The sequence below is a fragment of the Sutcliffiella sp. NPDC057660 genome (genome assembly GCF_042800035.1).
In the GTDB taxonomy this organism is placed as follows: Bacteria; Bacillota; Bacilli; order Bacillales; family Bacillaceae_I; genus Sutcliffiella_A.
In genome coordinates this window covers 194,385-218,146 of record NZ_JBHVHV010000007.1, presented here as the reverse complement: position 1 = coordinate 218,146, position 23,762 = coordinate 194,385, and the positions used below count along the sequence as shown (strand labels likewise).

General features: G+C 43.3%; 23 protein-coding genes, 1 pseudogene and 2 riboswitches. Of the genes and pseudogenes, 21 read left to right on the top strand and 3 right to left on the bottom strand.

The window, feature by feature from the left end; translation table 11 throughout:
* Nucleotides 1-216 precede the first annotated feature (216 nt).
* From ACFVAD_RS10025 to ACFVAD_RS10010, 4 genes and pseudogenes are all read left to right on the top strand, one after another.
* A pseudogene (locus ACFVAD_RS10025) lies at nt 217-852 on the top strand (superoxide dismutase); the annotation flags it as partial.
* Nucleotides 853-1,153: 301 nt separating this feature from the next.
* A complete protein-coding gene (locus tag ACFVAD_RS10020; RefSeq protein WP_386638961.1) occupies nt 1,154-2,305 on the top strand; it encodes a D-alanyl-D-alanine carboxypeptidase family protein in 1,152 nt (383 codons plus the stop codon).
* Entirely contained in the window at nt 2,302-2,892 is a 591-nt protein-coding gene (locus ACFVAD_RS10015; protein WP_386638959.1) for a nucleoside recognition domain-containing protein, read from the top strand. Before ACFVAD_RS10020 ends, ACFVAD_RS10015 begins: the two co-directional genes overlap by 4 nt.
* Before the next feature lie 2 nt (nt 2,893-2,894).
* Nucleotides 2,895-3,428, top strand: a complete 534-nt coding sequence (locus tag ACFVAD_RS10010) for a spore maturation protein (protein ID WP_204418071.1) — start codon at nt 2,895-2,897, stop codon at nt 3,426-3,428.
* A gap of 29 nt (nt 3,429-3,457) precedes the next feature.
* Here ACFVAD_RS10010 and ACFVAD_RS10005 read toward each other — a convergent pair whose 3' ends face one another.
* Nucleotides 3,458-3,685 carry a hypothetical protein gene (locus tag ACFVAD_RS10005; RefSeq protein WP_386638956.1) on the bottom strand — a complete coding sequence of 76 codons (228 nt, stop codon included), beginning with the start codon at nt 3,683-3,685 and terminating at the stop codon, nt 3,458-3,460.
* Between the two features lie 273 nt (nt 3,686-3,958).
* Here ACFVAD_RS10005 and ACFVAD_RS10000 point away from each other — a divergent pair, with 273 nt between their 5' ends.
* The 11 genes from ACFVAD_RS10000 to ACFVAD_RS09950 all read left to right on the top strand — a co-directional run bounded on the left by ACFVAD_RS10000 (nt 3,959) and on the right by ACFVAD_RS09950 (nt 15,948).
* Nucleotides 3,959-4,687 carry a pseudouridine synthase gene (locus tag ACFVAD_RS10000; RefSeq protein ID WP_386638953.1) on the top strand — a complete coding sequence of 243 codons (729 nt, stop codon included), beginning with the start codon at nt 3,959-3,961 and terminating at the stop codon, nt 4,685-4,687.
* 557 nt (nt 4,688-5,244) lie between these two features.
* Nucleotides 5,245-5,775: a thiol-disulfide oxidoreductase ResA gene (gene resA / locus ACFVAD_RS09995; protein WP_386638950.1), complete on the top strand. Its 531-nt coding sequence runs from the start codon at nt 5,245-5,247 to the stop codon at nt 5,773-5,775.
* A gap of 12 nt (nt 5,776-5,787) precedes the next feature.
* On the top strand, nt 5,788-7,437 hold the full coding sequence (gene resB, locus ACFVAD_RS09990; protein ID WP_386638947.1) for a cytochrome c biogenesis protein ResB: 1,650 nt from the start codon (nt 5,788-5,790) through the stop codon (nt 7,435-7,437).
* A gap of 11 nt (nt 7,438-7,448) precedes the next feature.
* Nucleotides 7,449-8,612 carry a c-type cytochrome biogenesis protein CcsB gene (gene ccsB / locus ACFVAD_RS09985; protein ID WP_386638944.1) on the top strand — a complete coding sequence of 388 codons (1,164 nt, stop codon included), beginning with the start codon at nt 7,449-7,451 and terminating at the stop codon, nt 8,610-8,612.
* Between the two features lie 76 nt (nt 8,613-8,688).
* The gene (locus ACFVAD_RS09980; protein ID WP_386638940.1) at nt 8,689-9,408 is read left to right on the top strand and encodes a response regulator transcription factor; all 720 of its coding nucleotides are present in this window, start codon (nt 8,689-8,691) and stop codon (nt 9,406-9,408) included.
* Complete coding sequence (locus tag ACFVAD_RS09975) at nt 9,405-11,174, top strand: ATP-binding protein (protein ID WP_386638937.1); 1,770 nt, start codon at nt 9,405-9,407, stop codon at nt 11,172-11,174. The genes ACFVAD_RS09980 and ACFVAD_RS09975 overlap by 4 nt, the downstream gene beginning before the upstream one ends.
* A 90-nt stretch (nt 11,175-11,264) precedes the next feature.
* A riboswitch (cobalamin riboswitch) is annotated at nt 11,265-11,466 on the top strand.
* Nucleotides 11,467-11,673: 207 nt separating this feature from the next.
* A complete protein-coding gene (locus tag ACFVAD_RS09970) occupies nt 11,674-12,090 on the top strand; it encodes a DUF4430 domain-containing protein (RefSeq protein ID WP_386638934.1) in 417 nt (138 codons plus the stop codon).
* Between the two features lie 4 nt (nt 12,091-12,094).
* Nucleotides 12,095-12,595, top strand: coding sequence for an ECF transporter S component (locus tag ACFVAD_RS09965; protein WP_386638931.1), 501 nt, complete (start codon nt 12,095-12,097; stop codon nt 12,593-12,595).
* A gap of 343 nt (nt 12,596-12,938) precedes the next feature.
* On the top strand, nt 12,939-13,475 hold the full coding sequence (sigX, locus tag ACFVAD_RS09960; protein ID WP_386638928.1) for an RNA polymerase sigma factor SigX: 537 nt from the start codon (nt 12,939-12,941) through the stop codon (nt 13,473-13,475).
* Nucleotides 13,465-14,760, top strand: coding sequence for a hypothetical protein (locus ACFVAD_RS09955; RefSeq protein ID WP_386638925.1), 1,296 nt, complete (start codon nt 13,465-13,467; stop codon nt 14,758-14,760). The genes sigX and ACFVAD_RS09955 overlap by 11 nt, the downstream gene beginning before the upstream one ends.
* 375 nt (nt 14,761-15,135) lie before the next feature.
* On the top strand, nt 15,136-15,948 hold the full coding sequence (locus tag ACFVAD_RS09950; protein WP_386638923.1) for a histidinol-phosphatase: 813 nt from the start codon (nt 15,136-15,138) through the stop codon (nt 15,946-15,948).
* Nucleotide 15,949: 1 nt separating this feature from the next.
* On the opposite strand, the gene serA is transcribed toward ACFVAD_RS09950, so the two are convergent.
* On the bottom strand, nt 15,950-17,524 hold the full coding sequence (gene serA / locus ACFVAD_RS09945; protein ID WP_386638920.1) for a phosphoglycerate dehydrogenase: 1,575 nt from the start codon (nt 17,522-17,524) through the stop codon (nt 15,950-15,952).
* A gap of 193 nt (nt 17,525-17,717) precedes the next feature.
* Nucleotides 17,718-17,897, top strand: a riboswitch (FMN riboswitch).
* Nucleotides 17,898-18,075: 178 nt separating this feature from the next.
* Between serA and ACFVAD_RS09940 the strand changes: the two genes are divergently transcribed.
* A complete protein-coding gene (locus tag ACFVAD_RS09940; RefSeq protein WP_386638917.1) occupies nt 18,076-18,660 on the top strand; it encodes an ECF transporter S component in 585 nt (194 codons plus the stop codon).
* Between the two features lie 49 nt (nt 18,661-18,709).
* Here ACFVAD_RS09940 and ACFVAD_RS09935 read toward each other — a convergent pair whose 3' ends face one another.
* Entirely contained in the window at nt 18,710-18,958 is a 249-nt protein-coding gene (locus ACFVAD_RS09935; RefSeq protein ID WP_386638914.1) for a ferredoxin, read from the bottom strand.
* A 256-nt stretch (nt 18,959-19,214) separates the two neighbouring features.
* Between ACFVAD_RS09935 and ACFVAD_RS09930 the strand changes: the two genes are divergently transcribed.
* The 5 genes from ACFVAD_RS09930 to ACFVAD_RS09910 all read left to right on the top strand — a co-directional run bounded on the left by ACFVAD_RS09930 (nt 19,215) and on the right by ACFVAD_RS09910 (nt 23,662).
* Nucleotides 19,215-20,273, top strand: a complete 1,059-nt coding sequence (locus ACFVAD_RS09930) for a YpbB family protein (RefSeq protein WP_386638911.1) — start codon at nt 19,215-19,217, stop codon at nt 20,271-20,273.
* Nucleotides 20,266-21,789, top strand: coding sequence for a RecQ family ATP-dependent DNA helicase (locus tag ACFVAD_RS09925; RefSeq protein WP_386638908.1), 1,524 nt, complete (start codon nt 20,266-20,268; stop codon nt 21,787-21,789). Before ACFVAD_RS09930 ends, ACFVAD_RS09925 begins: the two co-directional genes overlap by 8 nt.
* A gap of 2 nt (nt 21,790-21,791) precedes the next feature.
* The gene (locus ACFVAD_RS09920; protein ID WP_386638905.1) at nt 21,792-22,418 is read left to right on the top strand and encodes a CPBP family intramembrane glutamic endopeptidase; all 627 of its coding nucleotides are present in this window, start codon (nt 21,792-21,794) and stop codon (nt 22,416-22,418) included.
* Nucleotides 22,411-23,091, top strand: coding sequence for a LysM peptidoglycan-binding domain-containing protein (locus ACFVAD_RS09915; protein WP_386638902.1), 681 nt, complete (start codon nt 22,411-22,413; stop codon nt 23,089-23,091). The genes ACFVAD_RS09920 and ACFVAD_RS09915 overlap by 8 nt, the downstream gene beginning before the upstream one ends.
* A gap of 115 nt (nt 23,092-23,206) precedes the next feature.
* A complete protein-coding gene (locus tag ACFVAD_RS09910; protein WP_386638899.1) occupies nt 23,207-23,662 on the top strand; it encodes a DUF2663 family protein in 456 nt (151 codons plus the stop codon).
* Nucleotides 23,663-23,762: the final 100 nt, after the last annotated feature.

Sequence of the window (23,762 nt, the reverse complement as noted above, 5' to 3'; positions counted from 1 at the left end):
AGAAATTACTTACAGGAAACGGAACATTGGTGCTTGGAGATACTTACGGAGAATGGGCAAGAACGATCGGAGTGGCAGTCAGAAGTGAGAAATCTTCTCTCCTCTATACAAAGTACCCAGGAAAAGGAAGTGATCCAGGAAACGGAAGTACTTAATGTCAAACAGAAGCTCGATGGTTTTCATCAGCTTCTGGAGGTGCAGCATTCATCTAGACAAAATAGTGGCCGGGTCCCAATCGGAGGTCATAAGCTTCCTCCTCTTCCTTACCCCTACAACGCTCTTGAACCATATATATCAAGGGATATAATGGAACTGCATCACCTGAAGCACCATAAAAGCTATGTGGATGGCCTCAATAAAGCGGAGCTGAAAATGCAGGAAGCCCGCGTGACGGGAAATTTTGATCTGATTAAACATTGGGAGCGGGAAGCAGCCTTCCATGGATCTGGACATTACTTGCATACGATGTTTTGGGGGAATATGACTCCAAATGGCGGAGGACAGCCTAAGGGTAGACTTTTGCAGCAGATCAACCAGGACTTTGGAGGCTATGACAAATTCAAGAAGCATTTCACGGAAGCGGCAGACAAGGTGGAGGGTGTTGGGTGGGCATTGCTCGTCTGGTCCCCGCGAGCCCATCGACTGGAGATTCTCCAAACAGAAAAGCAGCAGCTGTTCACCCAGTGGGATACCATCCCGCTCCTTGGTTTGGATGTGTGGGAGCATGCCTACTACCTGCAGTATAAGAACAACCGCAGGGACTATATAGACAAGTGGTGGAATATCGTGAACTGGCGCGATGTGGAGAAGCGGTATCAGGAAGCTTCAAAATTGAAGTGGCAGTCTTACTGACAGAAAGAGCTTTTGTATAGGAATTTTTTTACAGTGGCAATACAGTGAGAAGTCCATTAGAGGGTGTCTAATGGCTTTTTTGATTGAATATTCCATTGAGAAGTCCATTAGAGACGTTCTAATGGCTTTTTTATTGGCTATTGCAGTGAGAAGTCCATTAGAAACTTTCTAAAGGTTTTTTACAGTATATTTCAGTAAGAAAACCATTAGAGGCATCCTAATGGCTTTTTTTAACGAAAAAATCATATTGGGACAGCTTGTGCATAAACTTGTACAAACATAGACAAGGGATGGGGATTGGATGGTACGAGCTAGAATAGTGTTCATCATCGCTTCTATTGTGATGCTGATGTTTAGTATAGGCATTCCTCAACAGGCAGTGGCCGAGCAGGTTGGCGTTAGTGCGAGGAATGCAATTTTGATAGAACAAGAGAGTGGCAGAGTCATTTTTGAAAAAAATGCCCATGATAAACAACGTATCGCCAGTATCACGAAAGTAATGACGGCCATACTCGCCATCGAATCTGGAAAAATGGGTGAAATCGTGACTGTCAGCGAACGGGCAACCCATGCAGAAGGGTCGTCGGTCTATTTGAAGCCTGGTGAGAAAATCAAGCTCGAGCATCTTGTATATGGATTGATGCTGCGTTCAGGGAATGACACGGCCGTTGCCATTGCTGAGCATGTAGGGGGCAGCCTCGAAGGGTTTGTTTTCATGATGAATGAGAAAGCGGCGGAACTGGGAATGAGCAATACAGAGTTTGCTAATCCCCATGGCCTGGACGATCATGAGAATCACTACTCGACTGCCTATGACATGGCCCAGCTTACCCGCTATGCAATGGAAAATGAAAAGTTCAGGGAAGTGACTGGAACAAAGGTATATCGTGCACCTGCTGCACCCGGAGAGTCCTGGGACAGAAGCTGGACAAATAAGCATCGATTGGTCACAGGTATGTATTCCTATGCAACCGGTGGGAAAACAGGTTTCACCAAACGTGCTAAGCGCACGCTCATCACCACCGCTTCCAAGGATGGCCTTGATGCAATTGTTGTCACATTGAATGGACCCGATGATTGGCAGGATCATATCTATATGTTCAATCGAGCCTTTGTCGACTACAAGCTATACAACATAGCAAATGAAGGAAAGCTTGAGGATATTGAGGATACCTTTTATAAGGATAAAGTATTCCTTTCGCGTGATATCAAGTTTCCGATGACTAAAAAAGAACGGGAAAATGTACGGATCAATATTGAGCTTGTCAAGCCCAGAGAGGACTGGGAGCGTTCAGGTAATGTTCCTGATGTGGTCGGGAGCTATACACTTATCCTTAACAATGAGGCAGTAATCGAGACACCGATCTATTATGAAAAGGAAAAGGAAGGATCAGGAGGGTTCTGGTCGATCTTCAAGAATATCTTTTTTATTTTCTGTGGTAATCTGCCATGATCAATATCATTTGGGTAGCCATGACGATCATTGGCATTCTTTTTGCGATGATCAATGGAACAATGGATAAAGTGAATGAAGCAATCTTTCTTGGAGCAAAAGAGGCGGTCACCATCTGCATAGGGTTCATCAGCATCCTTGTTTTTTGGCTGGGCTTGATGCGGATTGCCCAGGAGGCTGGGCTCCTTGAAAAGCTCGCAGTATTATTCAGGCCGTTGGTCAGGAGGATTTTCCCTGAGGTTCCACCGGATCACCCTGCTATGGGGTATATGCTGTCAAATATGATCGCCAATATGTTTGGACTTGGAAATGCGGCAACTCCAATGGGAATAAAAGCGATGGAACAGCTGAGGGAGCTGAACGGAGGAAAGATTGAGGCAAGTAGGTCCATGGTAACTTTCCTTGCGATTAACACCGCAAGCATCACGCTAATTCCCACAACGGTTATCGCGATTCGGATGAATTATGATTCCGCTTCACCGACTGAAATTGTGGGTCCGACCTTGGTCGCGACTGCCTGCTCCACAATTGCAGCCATCATGATAGACCGTTTTTTCTATTATCGCAGAATGGCTAGGAGGAGGTAGAGATGCAGCTCATATCGTTAATATCTCTTTGGTTAATCCCTTTTCTGATCGGGTTCATCCTCCTTTATGGTACCTTCAAGAAAGTGCCAACTTATGAAACATTTGTCGAGGGAGGTAAGGAAGGTATCAAGATAGCCATTTCGATCATCCCTTTTCTCGTTGGGATGCTGGTGGCCATCTCCATTTTTCGCGCTTCGGGTGCGCTGGACTTTTTGGTGGAATTTTTGAGACCGGCGATGAGTGCCATCGGGGTCCCGGCTGAAATTGTCCCTCTTGCGATAATCCGTCCCATTTCGGGTACTGCAGCACTTGGGATGACGACGGATATGATAGCAACGTTCGGTCCTGACTCCTTTATGGGGCGCCTTGCTTCCGTCTTGCAGGGAAGCACGGACACGACGCTCTATGTACTCACCGTGTATTTCGGTGCAGTGGGCATAAAGAAGATGGGGGACGCCCTGAAGGTGGGACTCCTTGCCGATGTGGTCGGAATCGTAGTGTCGATTCTAGTTGTCACTTTTTTCTTTGGAATCTAAAAACACAAGGAGCCTTGTGTTTTTTTTGTTTATACAATTTGTGACAATGTACTTTTTATGGCGGAAGAAGCTGCTTCTATATCTGGAAAGTGCTCGACAATGCCTTGTGTATCTCTGGCAATCTGAAAGCATCGATTATTCCTAAGATAGGTAATGGAAAGCGGTTGATCCGGATTCGTACAAATGGTATACGTGATTTCCGTATCCTGATAGGTTCCCAACGTTTCAAGCACCTGTTTGATTTGTACATTATTCATCAACATTCTCCTCTTGCGGAAAATTAAAAACTTTTCCTTTTAAGGACACTATATCAACTAAAGACGCCTGAAGGAATATGGGAAACGGGGTAATTTCTTTACTCCTTTAGTAGTATGGAATAGTACCAAATGATGAAAGCCATATTATTTTACTATCCTTTTTAAAATTACTAAGGGTATAATTAGAGTTTGTGAACGATGGGAATCATATAAGTATGGAAATCTTGGCTTTTCTAATGAAAGTCATGTAAGATGTTGAATGAGGTGAAAGAAATGGAACGGTTACAGAAAGTGATTGCGCATGCAGGGATTGCATCGAGAAGAAAAGCAGAACAGTTGATTCAAGAAGGTAAAGTCAGAGTGAATGACAAGGTCATCAAAGAGCTTGGGGTAAAGGTTTCCCCAAATGATAAAATAGAAGTGGAAGGCATTCCTGTTGAAAGGGAAGAGCCGGTTTATTTTGTGTTATACAAACCAAGAGGTGTCATCTCCAGTGTCAGCGATGATAAAGGGAGAAAAGTAGTAACAGACTTTTTCCCGCTAATCGATGAGCGGATCTATCCTGTCGGCCGGTTGGATTATGATACATCCGGATTGATCATCATGACCAACGACGGAGAATTCGCCAACAGTCTTGCGCATCCAAAATCCCAAGTGGATAAGGTCTATATTGCAAAAGTGAAAGGGATTCCATCAAGGGAAGCAATTCGCAGCCTGGAGCGAGGCATCAAGCTTGAGGATGGAAAAACGGCTCCAGCAAAAATCAAATTCATTTCAATGGAAAGAACAAAGGAAACTGCAATCTTTGAAGTGACGATTCATGAAGGCCGCAATCGCCAGGTGCGCCGCATGTTCGAAGCAATCGGCCATCCGGTGATGAAACTGAAACGTGAACGCTATGGATTCCTGACACTGCAAGGCTTAAAGTCGGGAGAAGCTAGGGAACTGACACCGCATGAAGTAAAGCAGCTTCGAGTAATGGCAACAAAGCCGGGCAAATAATAGCGCGATGAAAGCGGAGGTGGGGAAAGAACCGCTTCCGCTTTTCTATTATGTCTAGCTGCGCCGGCTAGCCCCTCGAGGTCTTAAGCCAATTTCCGGATGAGGTCAAAGTACGACCTCTTCCGAAAATAGTCTTAAGCTTGTCGGGGCTGAACGAGCCGGCTCCGCTTTTCTATTATGTCTAGCTGTGCCGGCTAGCCCCTCGAGGTCTTAAGCCAATTTCCGGATGAGGTCAAAGTATGACCTCTTCCGAAAATAGTCTTAAGCTTGTCGGGGCTGAACGAGCCGGCTCCGCTTTTCTATTTGTCCAGCTGCGGGCGCTTGGGACTATCAAACTTCCCTCATCTCCCTACGATAAGTCAACATCGGATCGCTATCGCTCTCCGTGTATCCTTTATCTCAGGAGATTCAGTCCATTTTGTACGTCCCAGAGCGATCGCCCTCCGCTTTTCTGTGTTCACATAAGATTCATATTCTACTATCAGTGGTAAAAGTAGTAAATGTTATAATAGCAAGGATGATACGATACGACTTATGGTATAGGAGAGTAATGAGGAATGAGTAAAAAGAAACGTTTAGTGATGCGTACAGCGATTCTGCTTCTCCTGTTATCTGCGATAGGGTATACGTTATACGCGAATTTTTTTACATCTAAAGAATTGGTTGGTGTGGGAGATCAGGCCCCGGACTTTGTGTTGAAGGATTTGGAAGGCAATGAAGTGAAGTTATCGGATATGAAGGGCAAGGGTGTATTCCTGAACTTCTGGGGAACATGGTGTGAGCCGTGTGAACGTGAAATGCCATATATGGAGAATCAATATCAAGCTTTCAAAGATCAGGGTGTCGAAATACTTGCTGTCAACATCCAGGAAACAAATGTGGCAGTGGAACGTTTTAGAAACAAACATCAGCTGACATTTCCTATTCCGATGGACCGCACAGATCAGGTGAGACAGGCTTATGGAGTGGTACCTTTGCCTACTACGATTTTGATTGATGAGAATGGCGTAATTGTAAAAAAAGATTCAGGACAGTTGACCGAAGCGAAAATAAAGGAATACATGGAAATGATTAAACCGAAACAATAGGGAGTTTTACGTATGAAGGATATTAAATGTGAATGCGGACATCTGAATCCGGAAGGCACGATTCTTTGTGAGGCTTGCGGAAAGCCGACGGAGAATGAAACGAGCCAGGAAAAACTGCTGGATATGAAGTATGAAGGCAGTGCCAGACGTTCTCAAACGTATAACAAGACCATCATAGATAAAATATGGAATTTCTTTTCTTCTGTTAAGGTGGGGATATGGATAATCGTTCTTTTATTGGTTTCCTCAGCATTTGGAACGATTTTCCCGCAAGTAGGCTACATACCGCAAAACATTCCTGCAGAAGTCTATTATGAACAGGAGCATGGTTTTGCAGGGAAAATGTATTATACCCTCGGTTTTCACGATCTTTATGGTTCATGGTGGTATTTACTTCTGATTGCAGCGCTTGGAATTTCTTTGGTGATTGCAAGCCTTGATCGTTTTGTTCCATTATACAAAGCGTTGAAAACTCAAAAGGTTACGAGACATGAAAGTTTCCTTAAGCGTCAACGTGTATTTGGACAGACGACAGTTGAAAACACGGAAACGGAACTTGCAAAGGTAAAAGATGGCCTTAAAAATAGAAATTATAAAATACGTGAAGAAAATGGCAATCTATTGGCGGAGAAAAATCGTTTTTCCCGCTGGGGCCCTTATGTGAATCATATCGGACTTATCATTTTCCTGATTGGGGCAATGCTCCGTTTTTTCCCGGGCATGTATGTGGATGAAGTACTTTGGGTCCGGGAAGGGGAAACGAAGCTTATCCCAGGCACAGATGGGCAATACTATATGAAGAGTGAAGGCTTTGTTTTTGAAACATATGACAGCGACTCCTCTGATGAAGTTTTTGAGTCTGCCATTTCCAGAGCGGGAGAAGGGGCCATTGCGAGCAACTTCCAAACGAACGCCGTCCTTTATGAACGAAAAGGCGACATCGTGGTTGGCGCAGAGCCGGAACTTGAAAAGGTGAAAGAGCATGCAGTAAAGGTGAATAAGCCATTGAAGCATGATTCCTACGCATTCTATCAAGTTGACTACAAATTGAACGAATTCAGCGCCATGAGCTTCAATGTGGAAAATAAAGAAACACAGGAAGTCTATGGTACAATCAAAGTGGACCTGAATGAACCTGAAAAGAAGTATGATCTAGGGAACGGCAATTCTGTTGAACTCGTAAGTTATTTTCCTGATTTTATCCTAAGGGACGGGGAGCCGGATACAAAGACAAGGGTCCCGGACAATCCGGCTTTTGTTTTCCGCATGATAACGCCTGAAACGACGGAAGGGGAAATCAGCCTGGTTGCTATACGCCAGAACATTGAACCGAACGGGACCAATATCAATAAGATGAGCTTTGCCGGTGTCGAGACACGTAATGTTTCCGGACTGACCGTCCGAAAAGACCATACCCTTTGGATACTGGGTCTTGGTGGGGCGATCTTCATGCTTGGAGTGATCCAGGGCATGTATTGGAACCATCGCCGTGTCTGGGTCCAGACACGAGGAAATGAAATCTGGGTGGCAGGACATACGAATAAAAACTGGTTTGGACTAAAGGGCGACATCAATAGAGCATTGCAAGAAACATCGATTAGCATACCGGTCGATCAAGTGGAACAAGAGCAAGAGAGCAAGAAAGAGAAAGCGGAGGAATAGGAGGTTCATCAATGGCACAGCTTAGTGGTAATTTACTATATACCGCATTTATCCTATATCTAATAGGTACCGCCTTTTTTGGTGGCGCAATTCGTGCTAAAAAGAGCAGCAAAGCAGCCAAGATAGGAATTTCGATCACTATTTTGGGCTTCCTTGCACAGTTAGGATATTTTATCACGCGATGGATTGCAGGCGGTCATGCACCTGTCAGCAACCTGTTTGAGTTTACAACATTCTTTGGCATGATGCTCGTGCTGGCATTCATTGTCATCTATTTCATCTATAAAACTAGTACGCTAGGCGTCTTCACCCTGCCAATCGCATTGTTGTTGATTGCCTATGCAAGTATGTTTCCAAGAGACATCGCACCATTGATTCCGGCGCTGCAGAGCCATTGGCTTGCGATCCATGTTTCAACTGTTGCGCTTGGAGTGGCGATCCTGTCAGTCAGCTTTGCGGCAGGTTTGATTTATCTTGTAAAAGTGGTAGATTATACGAAAAAGGGAAAAAAGACATTTTGGCTTGAGCTGACGCTCTATTCCTTGATCTGTTTCCTTGGCTTTATTTTCCTCTCCATCGGCTTTGGTGCTGCAGGGTACCAGGCGGAATTTTCCTATATTGACAAAAAAGGTGCCGATGCGAATGTCGAATATCATCTGCCGGCATTAGTGGGTCCAAATGAGGGAGAACTCCTGACAGACGGAAGAATGAATGCCTTGGTGAATCTGCCGGCTTATGTAAACACATTAAAATTGAATACGGTTATATGGTCACTTTTTGCAGGTTTGCTGTTATATGGACTTTTCCGACTGATTCTTAGAAAACCAATCGGACAGGCATTGAAGCCTGCCGTTAAAAAAGTGAACCTGGAGCTGGTGGATGAAATCAGCTATCGCGCGGTAACTATCGGATTCCCGGTATTCACACTTGGCGGACTGATTTTTGCAGCGATTTGGGCACAGATTGCCTGGACTAGGTATTGGGCATGGGATCCAAAGGAAGTATGGGCACTTATAACCTGGCTATTCTATGCAGCCTACTTGCACCTTCGCCTTTCCAAAGGGTGGGAAGGGGAAAAATCAGCATGGCTTACTTTGATCGGCTTTGCGATTATTCTATTTAATCTGATTGGTGTCAATTTAATTATCGCAGGTTTGCACTCGTATGCTATGTAACGCAGAATATGGAGCCTTCACAGCAATGTGAGGGCTTTTCTTGAAAAATTGAAACATTACCAGGAGGGGAAATTTCATGGAAAAAGACGTAAAAATTCTTGTAGTGGACGACGAAGATCGAATCAGAAGACTGTTGAAAATGTATCTTGAAAGAGAGAACTATACCATTGAGGAAGCCGACAATGGTCACACCGCATTGGAGCTTGCTCTGGAAAATGAATACGATGTCATTCTCCTTGATATCATGATGCCAGGCATGGACGGCATGGAGGTATGCAAGGAAATCCGTGAAAAGAAAGCGACTCCGATCATCATGCTGACGGCAAAAGGGGAAGAGACCAACCGTGTCCAGGGCTTTGAAGTTGGAACAGATGACTACATAGTGAAACCATTCAGCCCGAGGGAAGTGGTACTTCGGGTAAAGGCGTTGCTGAGACGATCTTCGACCACAACCTTCCTGACAACGGAAACAACAACAAAGGATGTCATAGTGTTCCATCATCTGACCATCGACAATGATGCGCACCGGGTTACATCCGACGGCAAGGAAGTGAACCTTACGCCAAAAGAGTACGAGCTTCTCTATTTCCTTGCAAAATCGCCGGACAAAGTTTTTGACCGTGAACAACTGTTGAAAGAAGTATGGCAATATGAATTCTTTGGTGACTTGCGAACCGTTGATACACACGTGAAGAGACTTCGCGAAAAGCTGAATAAAGTATCAGAGCCTGCTTCGAAAATGATTGTGACCGTATGGGGCGTCGGATACAAGTTTGAGGTCGGCAGTGACTCATGATTTGGAAAAGTGTTGTTGGTAAGCTCTGGCTTACCATTTTACTTTTAGTTTCCTTTGTTCTTTTTGTCCTTACAATCCTGTTGCTGGAGTTCTTCGAAAACTACCATGTCAGTGAAGCTGAAAAAGAACTGACAAAGGATGCAAAAAAAATAGCGCTCATTCTTGAACAACATGCAGATAGTGAACAGGCGATGAGCATCGCATGGGAGCTGGTGGATGAAGCGACAAGGGTAGTAGTGTTCTCGGATAAGAAAGACTTTAGCCATTCCCCAAACGGAACGCTCAGTCATCTTCCCGCTTCCTTTTTCCTCGATGATCCGCAGCTTTCCCTCGTATTCGAGGATCAGCCGATTGTAACGAAAAAAACCTATTTATCCGATATCAATAAAGATGATGAGATGTATGGGGAAATCATGATTGTGGGCGTTCCACTACACCTGGATGAGAACAAGGATGGAGCTGTCTTCATCTACCAATCCTTGCTTGCCATCAAGGAAACAACAAAACAGACAACCCAGCTCATTTTACTCGCAGCCGGTTTTGCCATTTTCCTAACAACGATTTTTGCATTCTTCCTATCTACCAGAATTACAGCACCTCTACGGAAAATGAGGGAGGCTGCGTTTGAAATTGCACGTGGGAAGTTTGATACAAAGCTGCCGATGCTCACTCACGATGAAATTGGGGAGCTTGCAATGGCATTCAATCAGATGGGACGCCAGTTGAAATTCAATATTAATGCATTGAATCAGGAAAAAGAGCATTTGGCGAACATATTAAGCTCGATGGCGGATGGTGTTATCACATTGAACCGTGACGGAACCATCCTTGTCTCGAATCCTCCAGCTGAACGCTTTTTGCAAGCCTGGTTCTACCAGGAAGGCAGTGACAATGGGGAAGATCTTCCCACAGAGGTCAGGGATATGTTCCAGAGGGCGGTTTCCATTGAAAAGGAACAGGCAATTGAGCTCACCTACCAAGGACGCACCTGGGTGATTGTGATGAGTCCCCTATACAGCCAGACACATATACGCGGGGCGGTTGCCGTTATCCGGGATATGACGGAAGAACGCAGGCTCGATAAGCTCCGCAAGGATTTTATCGCGAATGTATCACATGAACTGCGTACACCGATTTCCATGCTGCAGGGATACAGTGAAGCAATCGTCGATGATATTGCAGGAACGGATGAGGAGAAAAAAGAGCTTGCATCTGTCATCTATGATGAGTCGTTGCGCATGGGGAGACTCGTTAACGATCTTCTAGACCTTGCGAGAATGGAAGCAGGCCATATTTTACTGAACTATGAAGAAGCTAATGTTGCAGTGTTTGTGGAAAAAATAATTCGCAAGTTTCAGGTGCTGTCAAAGGAAAAGAACATCAGTCTAAGTTACGAGATGACTGGACAAGGCAAAATCGCATTTGATGTAGATAGAATGGAACAGGTTTTGACCAATCTCGTTGACAATGCGATCCGTCATACGGAAAAGGGCGGAAAAATTACGATCTTAGTCAATTTGTCGGATCTAGGTTTGAAAATGGATGTAAAAGACTCCGGCCACGGTATTCCTGAAGAGGATCTGCCGTTTGTGTTTGAACGGTTCTATAAAGCGGACAAAGCTCGTACAAGAGGACGAGCAGGGACAGGTCTCGGCCTTGCCATTGTAAAGAATATTGTCGAAGCACATAATGGCCAGATCTCCGTTCATTCGAAATGGAATGAAGGAACGACATTTTCCCTGTTTATTCCACGAACAATGAGGTAATATGTTTAACATTAGCGAATAATCTTGTTTAGTATGAAACATTTTCTTGTCAGCAAGGGACATATTGTGTAATATGAAAGCTAGTTAATTGAATAGTTTTGAAGATGTGGTGTCACCTCGGTGACTTAAAAGGGAATTTGGTGAAAGACCAAAACTGTCCCCGCAACTGTAAATGTGGACGAAATGAGATAACCACTGTATGATCCGGCTTGAGAAATCAGGCTGCCATATGGGAAGGCTCAAAGTAGGGTGAAGCATGAGTCAGTAGACCTGCCAATTGTCTAAACTTAGTTTCAATGCTTCGGGGGTTGAGTGAGAGAGACGGCGTTTATTTATACGTGCTTTTTATGCCGTTTACACCTCATCCTTCATATTGGATGAGGTTTTTTTGTTTGCTTCAGAAGTGAGTTAACAACAAGAGGGGACTTATTTTTCCAGCGGGGGGATGAACAAACCATCTTGCAGTTTTACCTACTACATACATAAGGGGAAATGACACATGAAGAAATTCTTACTGACACTATTAGCAGCATTTATATTGGCACTGACAGGATGCGCATCAGGGGGAAATAATACGAACTCCAACTCCTCAACAGAAGCGCCGGTAGAGGAGAAGCAGCAGGACCAGCTCGAAACGACCATCAAGCTGACAAAGGATGGAGAAGATGTAATCAGTGAGAAAACTCTGGAATTTGAAGAAGGCGAATCATTGATGGAAGTCATGGAACGTAACTTCGAATTGACCCTGGACGATACCAAGGAATTTATCGTTGGGATTGATGGGGTAGAGTCGGATACAGCCAACTCCTATTTCTGGACATATAAGGTGAATGAGGAAGAAATCATGGTCGGTGCAAAAGAATACGTGCTCAAGGCAGATGATGTTGTACACTTCGACTATGCAAAGTGGGAATAGTTTTATGCCTACTAAAAAGCTTGCTTTATTAGGGGTGCTCATCGCTTTATGCGTAGTGGGGCGGATTGCTTTCGCCTCCATTCCTAATGTTCAGCCTGTTACAGCAATCATCATCATCTGTTCATTTTGGATGGGGCCGGTGACAGGATTGATTCTGGCTTGCGGCAGTACGATTGCCTCCAATATGGTGCTCGGAAGCGGCACATGGACGGTCACCCAGATCATTGCATGGTCGATTATCGGGTTGATGAGCGGAATGATCGGCAAATGGTTCCATAAGACACCTGTCGTCATTTTGGCAATCTATGCAGGCGTTTGCGGACTTTTGTATGGTTTTGTCATGTCACTTGAACGTTTGGTAGTTGGCAAGCTGTTTTGGCCTTACTATTTGGCAGGAATTCCATTCGATGTGAACCATGCGATTGGGAATGTTGTATTTTTCATTATACTATTTCCAGTGTTATCGAAGCTGCTGAAGGAACGGGCGGCGTATATGCTTCAATGAACAGAAGGGGAGCCTTGAAAAGGGCTTCTTTTTTTTGGAGGTAAGGCGAACCATCTTGTTCCATTTCCGTCCACTTCTTCTGAACTGACCTGTCCCAGAATTCCACAAAACCAAACAAAAAAGGTGCTCAAAGACCCCTACAAAGTTGACTGACCCTCCATTATAATAAAACAATATGGACTGATTTTCCTATTAAATATAAAAAAGATTACCTTCAAAAATACTATGAATATTTTCCTGAAAATTCCTAAAAGAATATAGCCAAACTGTAACTTTTGTCATATATTTGTAATGTAACTTTTTTAATATAGTATACGACTAATCTAATGAACGGAGGGAAAGGATGAATACGGTTTTTCAAGAGCTCTATGAAAAATATCACCATGATGTCTTTCAGTTTTTATTTTATATGGTAAAAAACAAAGAGCATGCCGAGGACCTCGTTCAAGAAGTTTATATAAAGGTTTTGCGTTCTTACGATCGGTTTGAAGGAAAGAGCAGCGAGAAGACTTGGCTTTTTTCGATCGCCAAGCATGTTGCGATTGATTCTTTCCGAAAGCAGAAGGGTTGGAAAAGTAAACTACTTGAAACTTTTGACTGGAGCACACAACAGGTAAAAGATCATGCACCACTGCCTGAAGAGATAGCTTTACAAAATGAACAGGTTCAACAAATGTACCGGTGTCTGGATAAATGTAAGGTGGATCATCGTCTTGTCCTCGTCCTGCGGTACATACAAGCCTTATCGATCCAAGAAACAGCCCAAATATTGGGGTGGACGGAAAGTAAGGTGAAAACGACTCAACATAGGGCTTTAAAGGTCCTGAAGGCTCATATGGAAGAACTCCAAGAGAAAGGGGGGAACAGTAATGCGTCATAAACAGCATATGGAGGAAGAACAACTGGAAAAGCTTTTGCGGCAAATGCCGAGAGTGAAAGATGACCGTGACCCAAAACAAATATATCGTGAAGTACATGTTGGCCTAAATAAAAAAACACGCTCCTTTAACGTGATGCCTGCGCTTGCATTAGCCGCTGCGGTATTGATTTTCGCCATTATCTCACCTTTATTCCTGCAGAACATGAATAGCTCCAATTCATCGATGGATCAAGCAGCCAGGAATTCAGACGGTGCAGGCATCATGGAAAGCGCTGAACGTGATGATTCCGGGGACTCGGCGAAAGGGGAAGCCGTCGGGATACAGAGTATAGGTAAGGAAGAAAGTTTAGACAAAGAAAACACGGATATTGCAATGGATGATGCCAAAGAGTCTGATACCGATGATATGAATGTATTAACTGCAGAACAACCGACCTTTGTGGTATCCAATGTGATGGAAGAAACGGAAAATGTCATCACAATCGGAGTGTCTGCAAGGGACGCCATGTCCAATGATGGAGCATTCAGTTTTCCAATTTCCGTTGTTGTACCAAAAACAGATGAAGCGTCATATATTAATGACCTTGAGAAAATCCGATATGAACTGGATTATGATAGATTAGGATTGAGCGTCCCTCATCTCAATGATGGGGCTGTAATCACTGAAGCGGAAAACGAGGACGGAACGAAGAAAGCAATGATTGAAGTAGGTTCTCTATACAGAGGATATTCGAGCACTCAAAGCTTTACGTTTGCCGATCAGGTTGCGGAAACGTTCCGACTGCACTTTACCACAGTGGAATATACGAACAATGGCAGCAGTCAAAACGTAGAAATGGCTGGCAATGTGAAGAATGGACCAGAGGATTTACAAAAGCTCAGGAACAAAGCATATCTAAAATACAAAGGCGGTCAGGATGGTCCGACATTCCTTGTACTGTCCCAACAGGACTATGAAGATGTCCAAGAGGCCTTGAATGCGATGAAAACAGCTCCTGACCAGGATTCCGAAAGCAGGATTGAAGCTTCGGTACCAAAAACGATAGAAATCACCAGCCTCCAACCAGAGGGGGATCTTGTAAAGATAGTACTTTCTTCTGCAAGCATTCTCGACGATACGGAAGAGACCATTTTCGCCTTGGAAGCAATGATGATGACAGCAAAGGAGTTCGGGTTTAAGCAGGTTGTTTTTGAAACCGCCCAGAGCGGAAGCATCGGGAATGTGCCGCTGAATGAAGCTGTCGATGTACCTCTCGCACCAAATCCAGTTTCATATCCGCGTTAATAAAAGCGTTCGCTGGCAAAGGGTTCTGTTTTCGGGTTAGTATAATATATTTTCCCTTCATAAAGGTGATGTAGGAAAAAACTCAGGAACCTGTCGTTGATTTATCATTCGAAAAGGTGATGAAGCAAAGGGTGTGACCGGGCAGCCAGTCGTAATGGACGACGGGTATACAAGCAGTAATAATAATTTAATATGCTTTTTGGAAGGAGGCAGCCTGAAAATGGCATGCCTCTCTTTTGGTTGATTGACGGTGAACGGTGTTGCAATTGTTCGAAAGAAGACCAATTGGAAGAGCTACATAAATTTTCAGATGAATTTCACCAACCCGTCCCATATCCATAGTATAATGGTTGAAACTGATTGGAGGGACGACCATTGCTTACCGATTATCATAATCATTTGGAACGAGGAACATTGACACTGGAATACCTGGAGAAATTCATTGAAGTGGCAAAGCTGAATGGAATCGAAGAATTGGGGATTTCAGAGCATGCGTATCATTTTTACCAAACAAAAGATATCTTGAGCAACCCATGGGTGGAAGAGCGTCGTTATTACGATATGGAAGATTATTACGCGTTGTTTAAAGAGGCTTGGAATAAGGATCATCATGTAAAATTCAGTATTGAAATGGATTACACTCCCGGAAAGCATAAGGAGATGAAGAAGTTTATCGAGTCCTATCCTTTCGATTATGTGATTGGTTCGATTCATTGGGTGGGGGACTTCGGCATTGATCTGGCAGAGTTTCGAAAAGAGTGGGACAGAAGGGATACATATGAGGTGTATGAAAAGTACTTTGACCAGGTCATTACACTTGCCGAGTCGAATCTGTTTGATATCATCGGCCACCTCGATCTTGTGAAAATATTCAAATATGTTCCACAGGACGAAGAATTTCTGCTTGCCCAATATGAAAGAGCAACAAAAGCACTCGCCAATTCGAAGACATGTGTAGAAATCAGTACCGCAGGACTCAGAAAGCCTGTTGGCGAATTGTATCCCGATAAACGGTTACTACAGATGTGCCATCAAAAAGGAGTGCCGATTGTGCTCTCATCTGATGCCCATATACCTGAGCATGTAGGGTGTGACTATGACCAGGCGGTAGCCCTTGCCAAAGAAGTAGGCTACCGGACCATTATGATATTTGACAAAGGTGAAAGAAAAGAAGTGGAGTTGGGTTAATTTACGGAAGCTCCAAGGTCAAGGCGGAGGAGATATCCGGTATGAGAAGGATTTCATCCAGCAGATCCTTTTCTAAAGGCTTATCAACTGAAAGCATCATGATCGCTTTTCCGCCTTGCAGCATACGACCTACATGCATCGTTGCAATGTTGGTTTCGTGCTTTCCGAAAATATTTCCGAGCTGTCCGATGACACCTGGGCGGTCATGATGCTGCACGTAGAGCAGATGGCCGCTTGGGGCATAATCGATATCAAACCCGTTCATATGGACAATTCTGGCTCCGTATCCTTCGATGTAGGTGGCGCGGACGGTCAGATCCACCTGATTCCCTTTTGCACGAACTTCCATCAGATTGGAATAGCCATCGCTTTCGTTGCGATGCTTTTCTCCGTAATTTATTCCGCGGTCTTTCGCAATGGAAGCGGCATTTACCTCATTTACAGTTTGATCGACCCTGTTTTGCAGAAAACCGGCAATGACACTTTTCGTGATAATGGAGGTCTCCCATTCGGTGATTTTTCCTGCATAGGTTGCTGTAATTTCCTCGACCGGACTGTTGGATACCTGGGACAGAATGGAGCCTACCTTTTTACCCAACTGGAAAAATGGCCTTATTTTATTCAAGATCTCTTTTGGAATGGTAGGAAGGTTGATGCTTGTTGTTACAGACTGCCCGTTCAAGAAGGCTAGAACATCCTTGGACACCTGAAAGGCAACATTATATTGAGCCTCTTTCGTTGATGCCCCCAAGTGAGGAGTGGCAATGACATTCTGATGCTGAATCAGCTCCGATTTGGTTGGCGGCTCGACTTCAAATACGTCGAGGGCAGCGCCGGCTACATGACCTGAATTCAAGTTTTCGAGCAGGGCATCCTCATCAATGATTCCACCTCTCGCACAGTTGACTAAAAATACCCCGGTTTTGAGGATTGACATATTTCCGGAATTTATGAGGCCCCTGGTTTCCTTGGTAAGCGGAGTATGTACCGTAATGATATCTGCGCTTCTCATCACTTCCTCCAGCGAAAGAGAGGCAACATCAAGTTTCTCGGCACGACTTTCCGTCAGAAATGGATCGTAGACTGCCACTTTCATCTGAAATGCCTTGGCGCGCTTTGCAATCTCACTCCCGATTCGCCCAAATCCTACAATCCCGAGCGTTTTACCGAAAAGCTCCGTCCCTACGAATTTTTTACGATCCCAATGGGCACTTTTGACATTCATGTTTGCCTGAGGGATATGGCGTACAAGTGAGGAGATCATGGCAAATGTATGCTCAGCAGTGGAGATGGTGTTTCCATCCGGTGCATTGATCACCACAACTCCCTTTTTAGTCGCTGCTGCCACATCGATATTATCGACTCCGACACCAGCTCGTGCGATGACCTTCAGGTTTGGCAATTGATTTAACAGTTCTTCATCTACCATGGTGGCACTTCGAACAAGTAAGGCATCTATTTCATCATAGGAAAAAGTGGTGTTCTGATCTTTTCTGTACACCCGGACATTTTCAGCCTCCAACAAAGGAGCAAGACCATCTGCGCTAATTGAATCTGCAACATATACATGAAACATGTTATCCCTCCAAAATATTATAAAATTTCTGATAACTTAACATCTTAAAGGAAGGCTGTCAATAACTTTCACACAGGTCGAACCTATGTAAGCGCTACAAGTTTTTTGGAAGGCAATCTAAATGAATTTCAGTTCAATTTCTTCCCTCTTTACTATTTTACGAGTATAATAACTTTGTATTTAAAATAACATGATCTATCTTCGGGGCAGGGTGAAATTCCCGATCGGCGGTGATGAGATTTGCTTCTCTAAGCCCGCGAGCCGTTTGATCCTGGAAAAGTAAAGCAGCACAAGCCGCTTCCGCTTTTCTTGGAGGCAGGATTTGGTTCAATTCCAAAGCCGACAGTTACAGTCTGGATGGGAGAAGATGGAGGTTCAAAGAACGTTAAAAAACGAGTGTTTTTAACGCTTATTTGTTTATGCCTTCACACACTCCCGTATGCCATAATGGCAACGGGTTTTTTCGTGTCTTGAAGTGCAATGCACAAATAATTTCTTTTGAATTTCTCTTTTCGTACGAGGTGGATCTCCAACAAAAAGGAGAGAGTCGAATGAATCAGAGAGTACGCATCAAGAAAATGGTAACAGTGGGGATGTTAAGTGGAATCTCATACCTATTAATGTGGTTAAGCTTCCCATTGCCGTTATTACCACCATATTTATCCGTTGATTTCAGCGATGTACCTGCACTGCTTGCGGCCATTCTATTTGGACCTGTGGCAGGGATAACGGTGGAAGCAATCAAGAATCTGCTTCACTACATGGTACAAGGAAGTATGACGGGTGTTCCTGTCGGACAGATGGCAAACTTCACGGCAGGTGTATTATTTATCCTTCCGACCTACTTTATCTTCAAGAAAATCCGTACAACTAAAGGTCTTGGTATAGGATTAGTGGCTGGTACAGCTTTCATGGCTGTGATGATGAGCGTGTTGAACTATTATGTATTTTTACCGGCATTCACTTATTTTTTGAATGTTCCAATGGGATCTTCGGCTGTCGTCATAAAATCAATCGTATATGGCATCTTGCCGTTTAATATAATCAAGGGACTAATTGTGACATTCCTGTTCCTGTTGCTTTACAAAAAGCTTTCGTTCTGGCTCGAGCGCCAGTGGTTCACTAAAAACGTATAAAATTAAAAAGAGCCGCATTCCTTAATGGGAATGCGGTTCTTTGTGTGTACTATTCAAATTTTAGAGCGTCTCCATCGAATGGCTCATCTGCCACTTTGATGGAATCTGTAGGACAACCTTCGAACGCGTCCATCATATCGTCTTCCAACACATCAGGAATTTCAACGATTCCTTGGTTGTCATCAAGTGTAACGAAAGCAATGCCTTCATCGTCATAGTCGTAGATGTCTGGAGCTGCAGCGCCACATGCGCCACATGCGATGCAAGTGTCTTTGTCAACAATCGTATATTTTGCCATGAAAATAAACCTCCCAATTAGTAACTATACAATAAGATTAACATTTCCAAAAATTAGATGGAAACGAATTCCTCATACTTTATATTGTAAAACTGTTTTCCTAACTTTTCAATAGAAAAGTCAATGAGAATGCTTATCACATAAGGGTTCTGCCATTCTATTCATCATTTACCCGACCATTTGTCGACATAAACATGCCACAATTCTGCAAAATTTTGATAAAATGGTGATAGATGAAAAAAGGTGTTGAATTTTGTTGAAATCATTCGAATATCTCTGCTTATTTTGTATTCGTGCTTTTCGTGGGGAACGAACTTCCTCTGCCATTTATCATTTGCTAAAAGGGAAGAAGTCATCCCAAACAATTCAGGATGGCAATCTTTATTCTCTCGCCTTCCTATTTGGTCTTTTGCCGGACCTTTCCCGTGCTGAGCTTGATTCGACCATTGCCCGCTTCGAGCAGGATCAATTAATCTCTTTTCAAGACGACTTTTACTACCTAACGGAAAAAGGAAGCACTGTTCTGGAAAAAGAGGCGGAAAACTTTCCGTTCCCTGATTATCTAAATGGCTGGAAATACAAAGGAAAGGCAGATGTGTTTTGGAAAAGGTATAGCTTGCTGACCCAGACATTGTCAAATCTGCAAATGGGCAGAACAGATTTTATTCCGGTTCAATATGAAGAGACAGTTCAACATTTTGTGAAAAAAATCTTATTACAGGATGGGATTGCCAAAAAAGAGTTATGCGAAATAATCTATAAAGAGACCTTTGATATTTTAGGAAGTGTGGGAGACCAGCAAGCATACATATTCGTCTCCAAGCTTTCCGGTCACCTACACAGTGGTCTCACCCTCCTGCAGATATCCAAAATGCTTGGGATTGACGAAACCTGGGTGCGATTGGAGTTTCAGGCTGCACTCCATTATATGCTGCAGAAGATAGAGAGGAAAGTTGACCATTATCCAGTATTAAGCAAGCTATGTTCGGATATGATTCATCGACCAAATTTGACTGCTACCACTCAAAAGACCTTTTATTTATTGGAAAGGGGCTATAAATTGGAAGAAATCGCAGCTGCAAGAAATCTCAAGCAAAGTACCATCGAGGATCACATTGTAGAACTGGCGCTTCATCTTGATTCCTTTTCCATTTCACCATATGTGCCAAAAGAAAGGGCACAGATTATCCAACAAGCTGCCTATTCGTTGAAAACCAACCAGTTGAAAAGGATAAAGGAGTATCTAGGATTGGCGGATGTCAGCTATTTTCAAATAAGACTAGTTCTGACAAAGATGGGTGATGCGCATGGATAGTTTAAGCCTTCTACTGAAAAAGCTCGATTTCACCGACTTTAAACCTGGTCAAAGGGAGATTGTAGAAGATGTCCTTAAGAAAAAGGATGTTGTCGCACTCCTGCCTACAGGAGGAGGGAAATCTCTATGCTATCAGCTTTCCGGTTATTTGCTTGAAGGGCATATAGTTATTGTTTCTCCACTTCTATCCCTAATGGAAGATCAAGTCCAGCAGATGAAGTCGAAGGGTGAAAAGAACGTTATCGCCATCAATTCCTTCTTAAGCTTTCATGAAAAAGAAAAGCTATTGCACGCAGATCTCTCTCGGTTTAAATTTATCTTCATTTCACCCGAAATGCTGCAGGTCAGTCGCTGGCTAAGAAAGCTTCAGGGTTTACCAATCGGTCTGTTTGTAGTGGATGAGGCCCATTGCGTTTCACAATGGGGACATGATTTCAGGACGGATTATCTGAAACTTGGTGAGGTGAGGGACAAACTTGGAAAACCTCCTTGTCTGGCATTAACGGCTACAGCGACAGATAGTGTGATAATGGATATAAAGAAGTATCTTCATTTAGCATCGACAATGGAGCATATCAATTCGATTGATCGGCCGAACATTGCCTATCAAGTGGAGCATTTCCAGAACAACCAGGAAAAAAGGGAACGCCTCCTGGAGCTTGTCAAGCATTTCCGTTCTCCGGGGATTGTATACTTTTCAAGTAGGACAAAAGCGGAACAGATCAGTCAATATCTGGAAGAGCAAGGCGTGGACCGGATTGCTTTCTATCATGCAGGGCTCGCGCAGGAACAGCGGATTCTTATCCAACAGCAGTTTCTCCTTGGTCAGCTGGATGTAATATGCTGTACAAGTGCATTCGGAATGGGCATCAACAAAGCTGATGTGCGATTTGTCATTCATTATCATCAGCCGACTCAGCTGGAATCCTATGTCCAGGAAATAGGGAGAGCTGGTCGTGATGGTGGAAAAAGTATCGCAGTTCTATTGAAAAGTGCCGAGGACCTTATGCTGCCTCAGCTCTTAATCGAACATGAGCTGCCGGATGACGCGTTTGTCTCAGCTGTTTTGACGGAGCTTGTAAAAAAAAGGAGCGTCATCGAGTCACTAACGGATGAAATGATGACAGACCTGGAAGTAAGATTCCAAGCTACCGAAACGCATTGGAGATATTTAACCTACCACCTGACAAGTTTTATCGGGAATAATGGACCTCTCACGGAAATAAATCTGGAGTTGTGTGCAGCTTTTTTGCAAAAGCAGATACAACTCCGGACATCTGCTAAACAGGAAAAGCTTCGTAACTTCGACAGTTGGACATTTGGATCAGGGTGCAGGAGGCGAGGGATCCTCACCTATTTTGGCGAAGAGGCGGGTCCTCCGATAATAAACTGCTGCGATCATTGTGGACTTGAATTGGAAGATTATTCAAAAAATGAAGAGAAGCGGAAAAGCATGACTGGTGATGCTTCTTCTTGGAAGCAACTATTAGCAAAAATATTAGTACAGGAAGAATGAATATGAAAAATAAACAGGCGGAATTGGTTAAGAGAATGAGTGACAAGGAACTGTTGTATCACTTACATGTATCTCAGCTCCTATTTTTACTCGTAGCAGTTGTCCTTGCTTTTTTTCTTTTTGAAGGATGGAACGAATTTCTGCTTTTATTGGAATGGGATATTCAAGAGATTTTCATCATTGGATCATTTGTGGGTATTGCAGTAGTGTTGATCGATCTTTTCTTGATGAAGTATGTCCCAAGGCACCTGATGGACGATGGCGGCATCAATGAGAAAATGTTTCAAAAAAGAAGTGTTATACACATATTTGGTTTGGCTCTTCTTATTGCATCAGTGGAGGAGCTGCTTTTCAGGGGCGTGATTCAGACTCATTTCGGGATCTGGATTGCAAGCATCGTATTTGCCATCATGCATATCCGCTATCTTCATAAATGGCTATTACTGGTATCGGTCATCCTATTAAGCTTTCTATTGGGCTTTTTGTATGAATGGACTGAAAATCTTCTTGTTACAATTTGGGCTCATTTCATCATAGATGTGCTGCTGGCACTGAAAATAAGAAGCGAGTATATAAAGAAAACCGACAACGGGGAGGTTAGTGAGGAGTATGAGAAACGAGATGAATAGACAAGATCAGGCGGATTCCTTACGAGATGAGGTTGAAAAAGCTGCGGCTGAAAAGCTTCCTTCCAGGAGCGAAATACATGCCGAGAAACGCAATAGAACGAAATGGAAAATGAATTTCCCTGTTCTACGCTTGCTCGGCATCGCTTTTTTATTGATACCAATCACCATTTTGGCGCTTCATTTTAATAATAAAGATGAAAATGTACTTAAATCATTATTTCCTATTAGCGGAAGTGTAGAATCCTATGATCAGATCAATATTCCTTCCAAAACAAATTCGAAAGAAGCGATAGAATTCGACAGGATTGAAGAAGAAGAGAATACGATAGTGGAAGAGGAGGAGACCAAGGATGAAGATACCTCTGTCGAAACCATCAGCACGAATGCTCAAACAGGCAATGGCAAAAACACTCCTGCAGAAACAAAACCGGAACCTCCTCCAGTAGCTGCTGAGCCGGAAGAAACCGAAGAAGTGATAGATGAAGAAAAGATTGAAGAAAATGTGGAATATATAGAGCATGTGGTCGCCAGCGGGGAAACGTTGTACAGAATCTCCATGAAATACTACAACAGTAGAGCTGGAGAGAAGATTATCAGCGATTATAATAACCTCACTAATCAGCAGGTGAATGCGGGACAGAAGCTTACCATTCCAATCAAAAGAAACGGATGAAGAAAAGTGCAGGGGCTATACATCAGTCCTTGTGCTTTTTTTGTGTTTTTTGGCATCATACAAGCTCTCATATATGCATAAGGTTTATTAATAGAACAGGTATGAGGTGGTACGGATGGAGCCTGAAATTCAAAGGTTGGATAAGCATACAGATGAAGCTACAAAGAAAACCCTGCAGCTTCTTGTCTCAAAGAAAAGAAAGTTTGATCAGTTCAAGAAAAGAGAATGGCACTGGAGATTATCCACGTTTCTGACACTCGGGATTTTCCTTGCGTATATCTATTATTACATTTTTTTGAATGGAACAAGCTATGGGGAAATGTTCGCTTATTTTTTTGACAGAACGGTGCATTTTTATGTGGTGATGTTCATCGGTTGCCAGATGGGCATGATAAAATATTTGTTATACAAAAAGGATAAAGCAGAAAAGGAATACCATGACCTGCGCAAGGAGATGGTCAAGCGCAGCGATGATTACTGGGCTCAGCCCGAAGAATGGAAGCAGCGTCACCAAGTATATGAAATGATGAAAAAGGAATTTGATATAAACCTATATCATGAAACCAAATAGACCTTTTAGGGGTCTTATTTTTTTGAATGTAACCAAGAGTTGCAATAAACTGACCAATTTAGAGTTTTATGGTATGATTCTGTAACATTCATTTAACGGA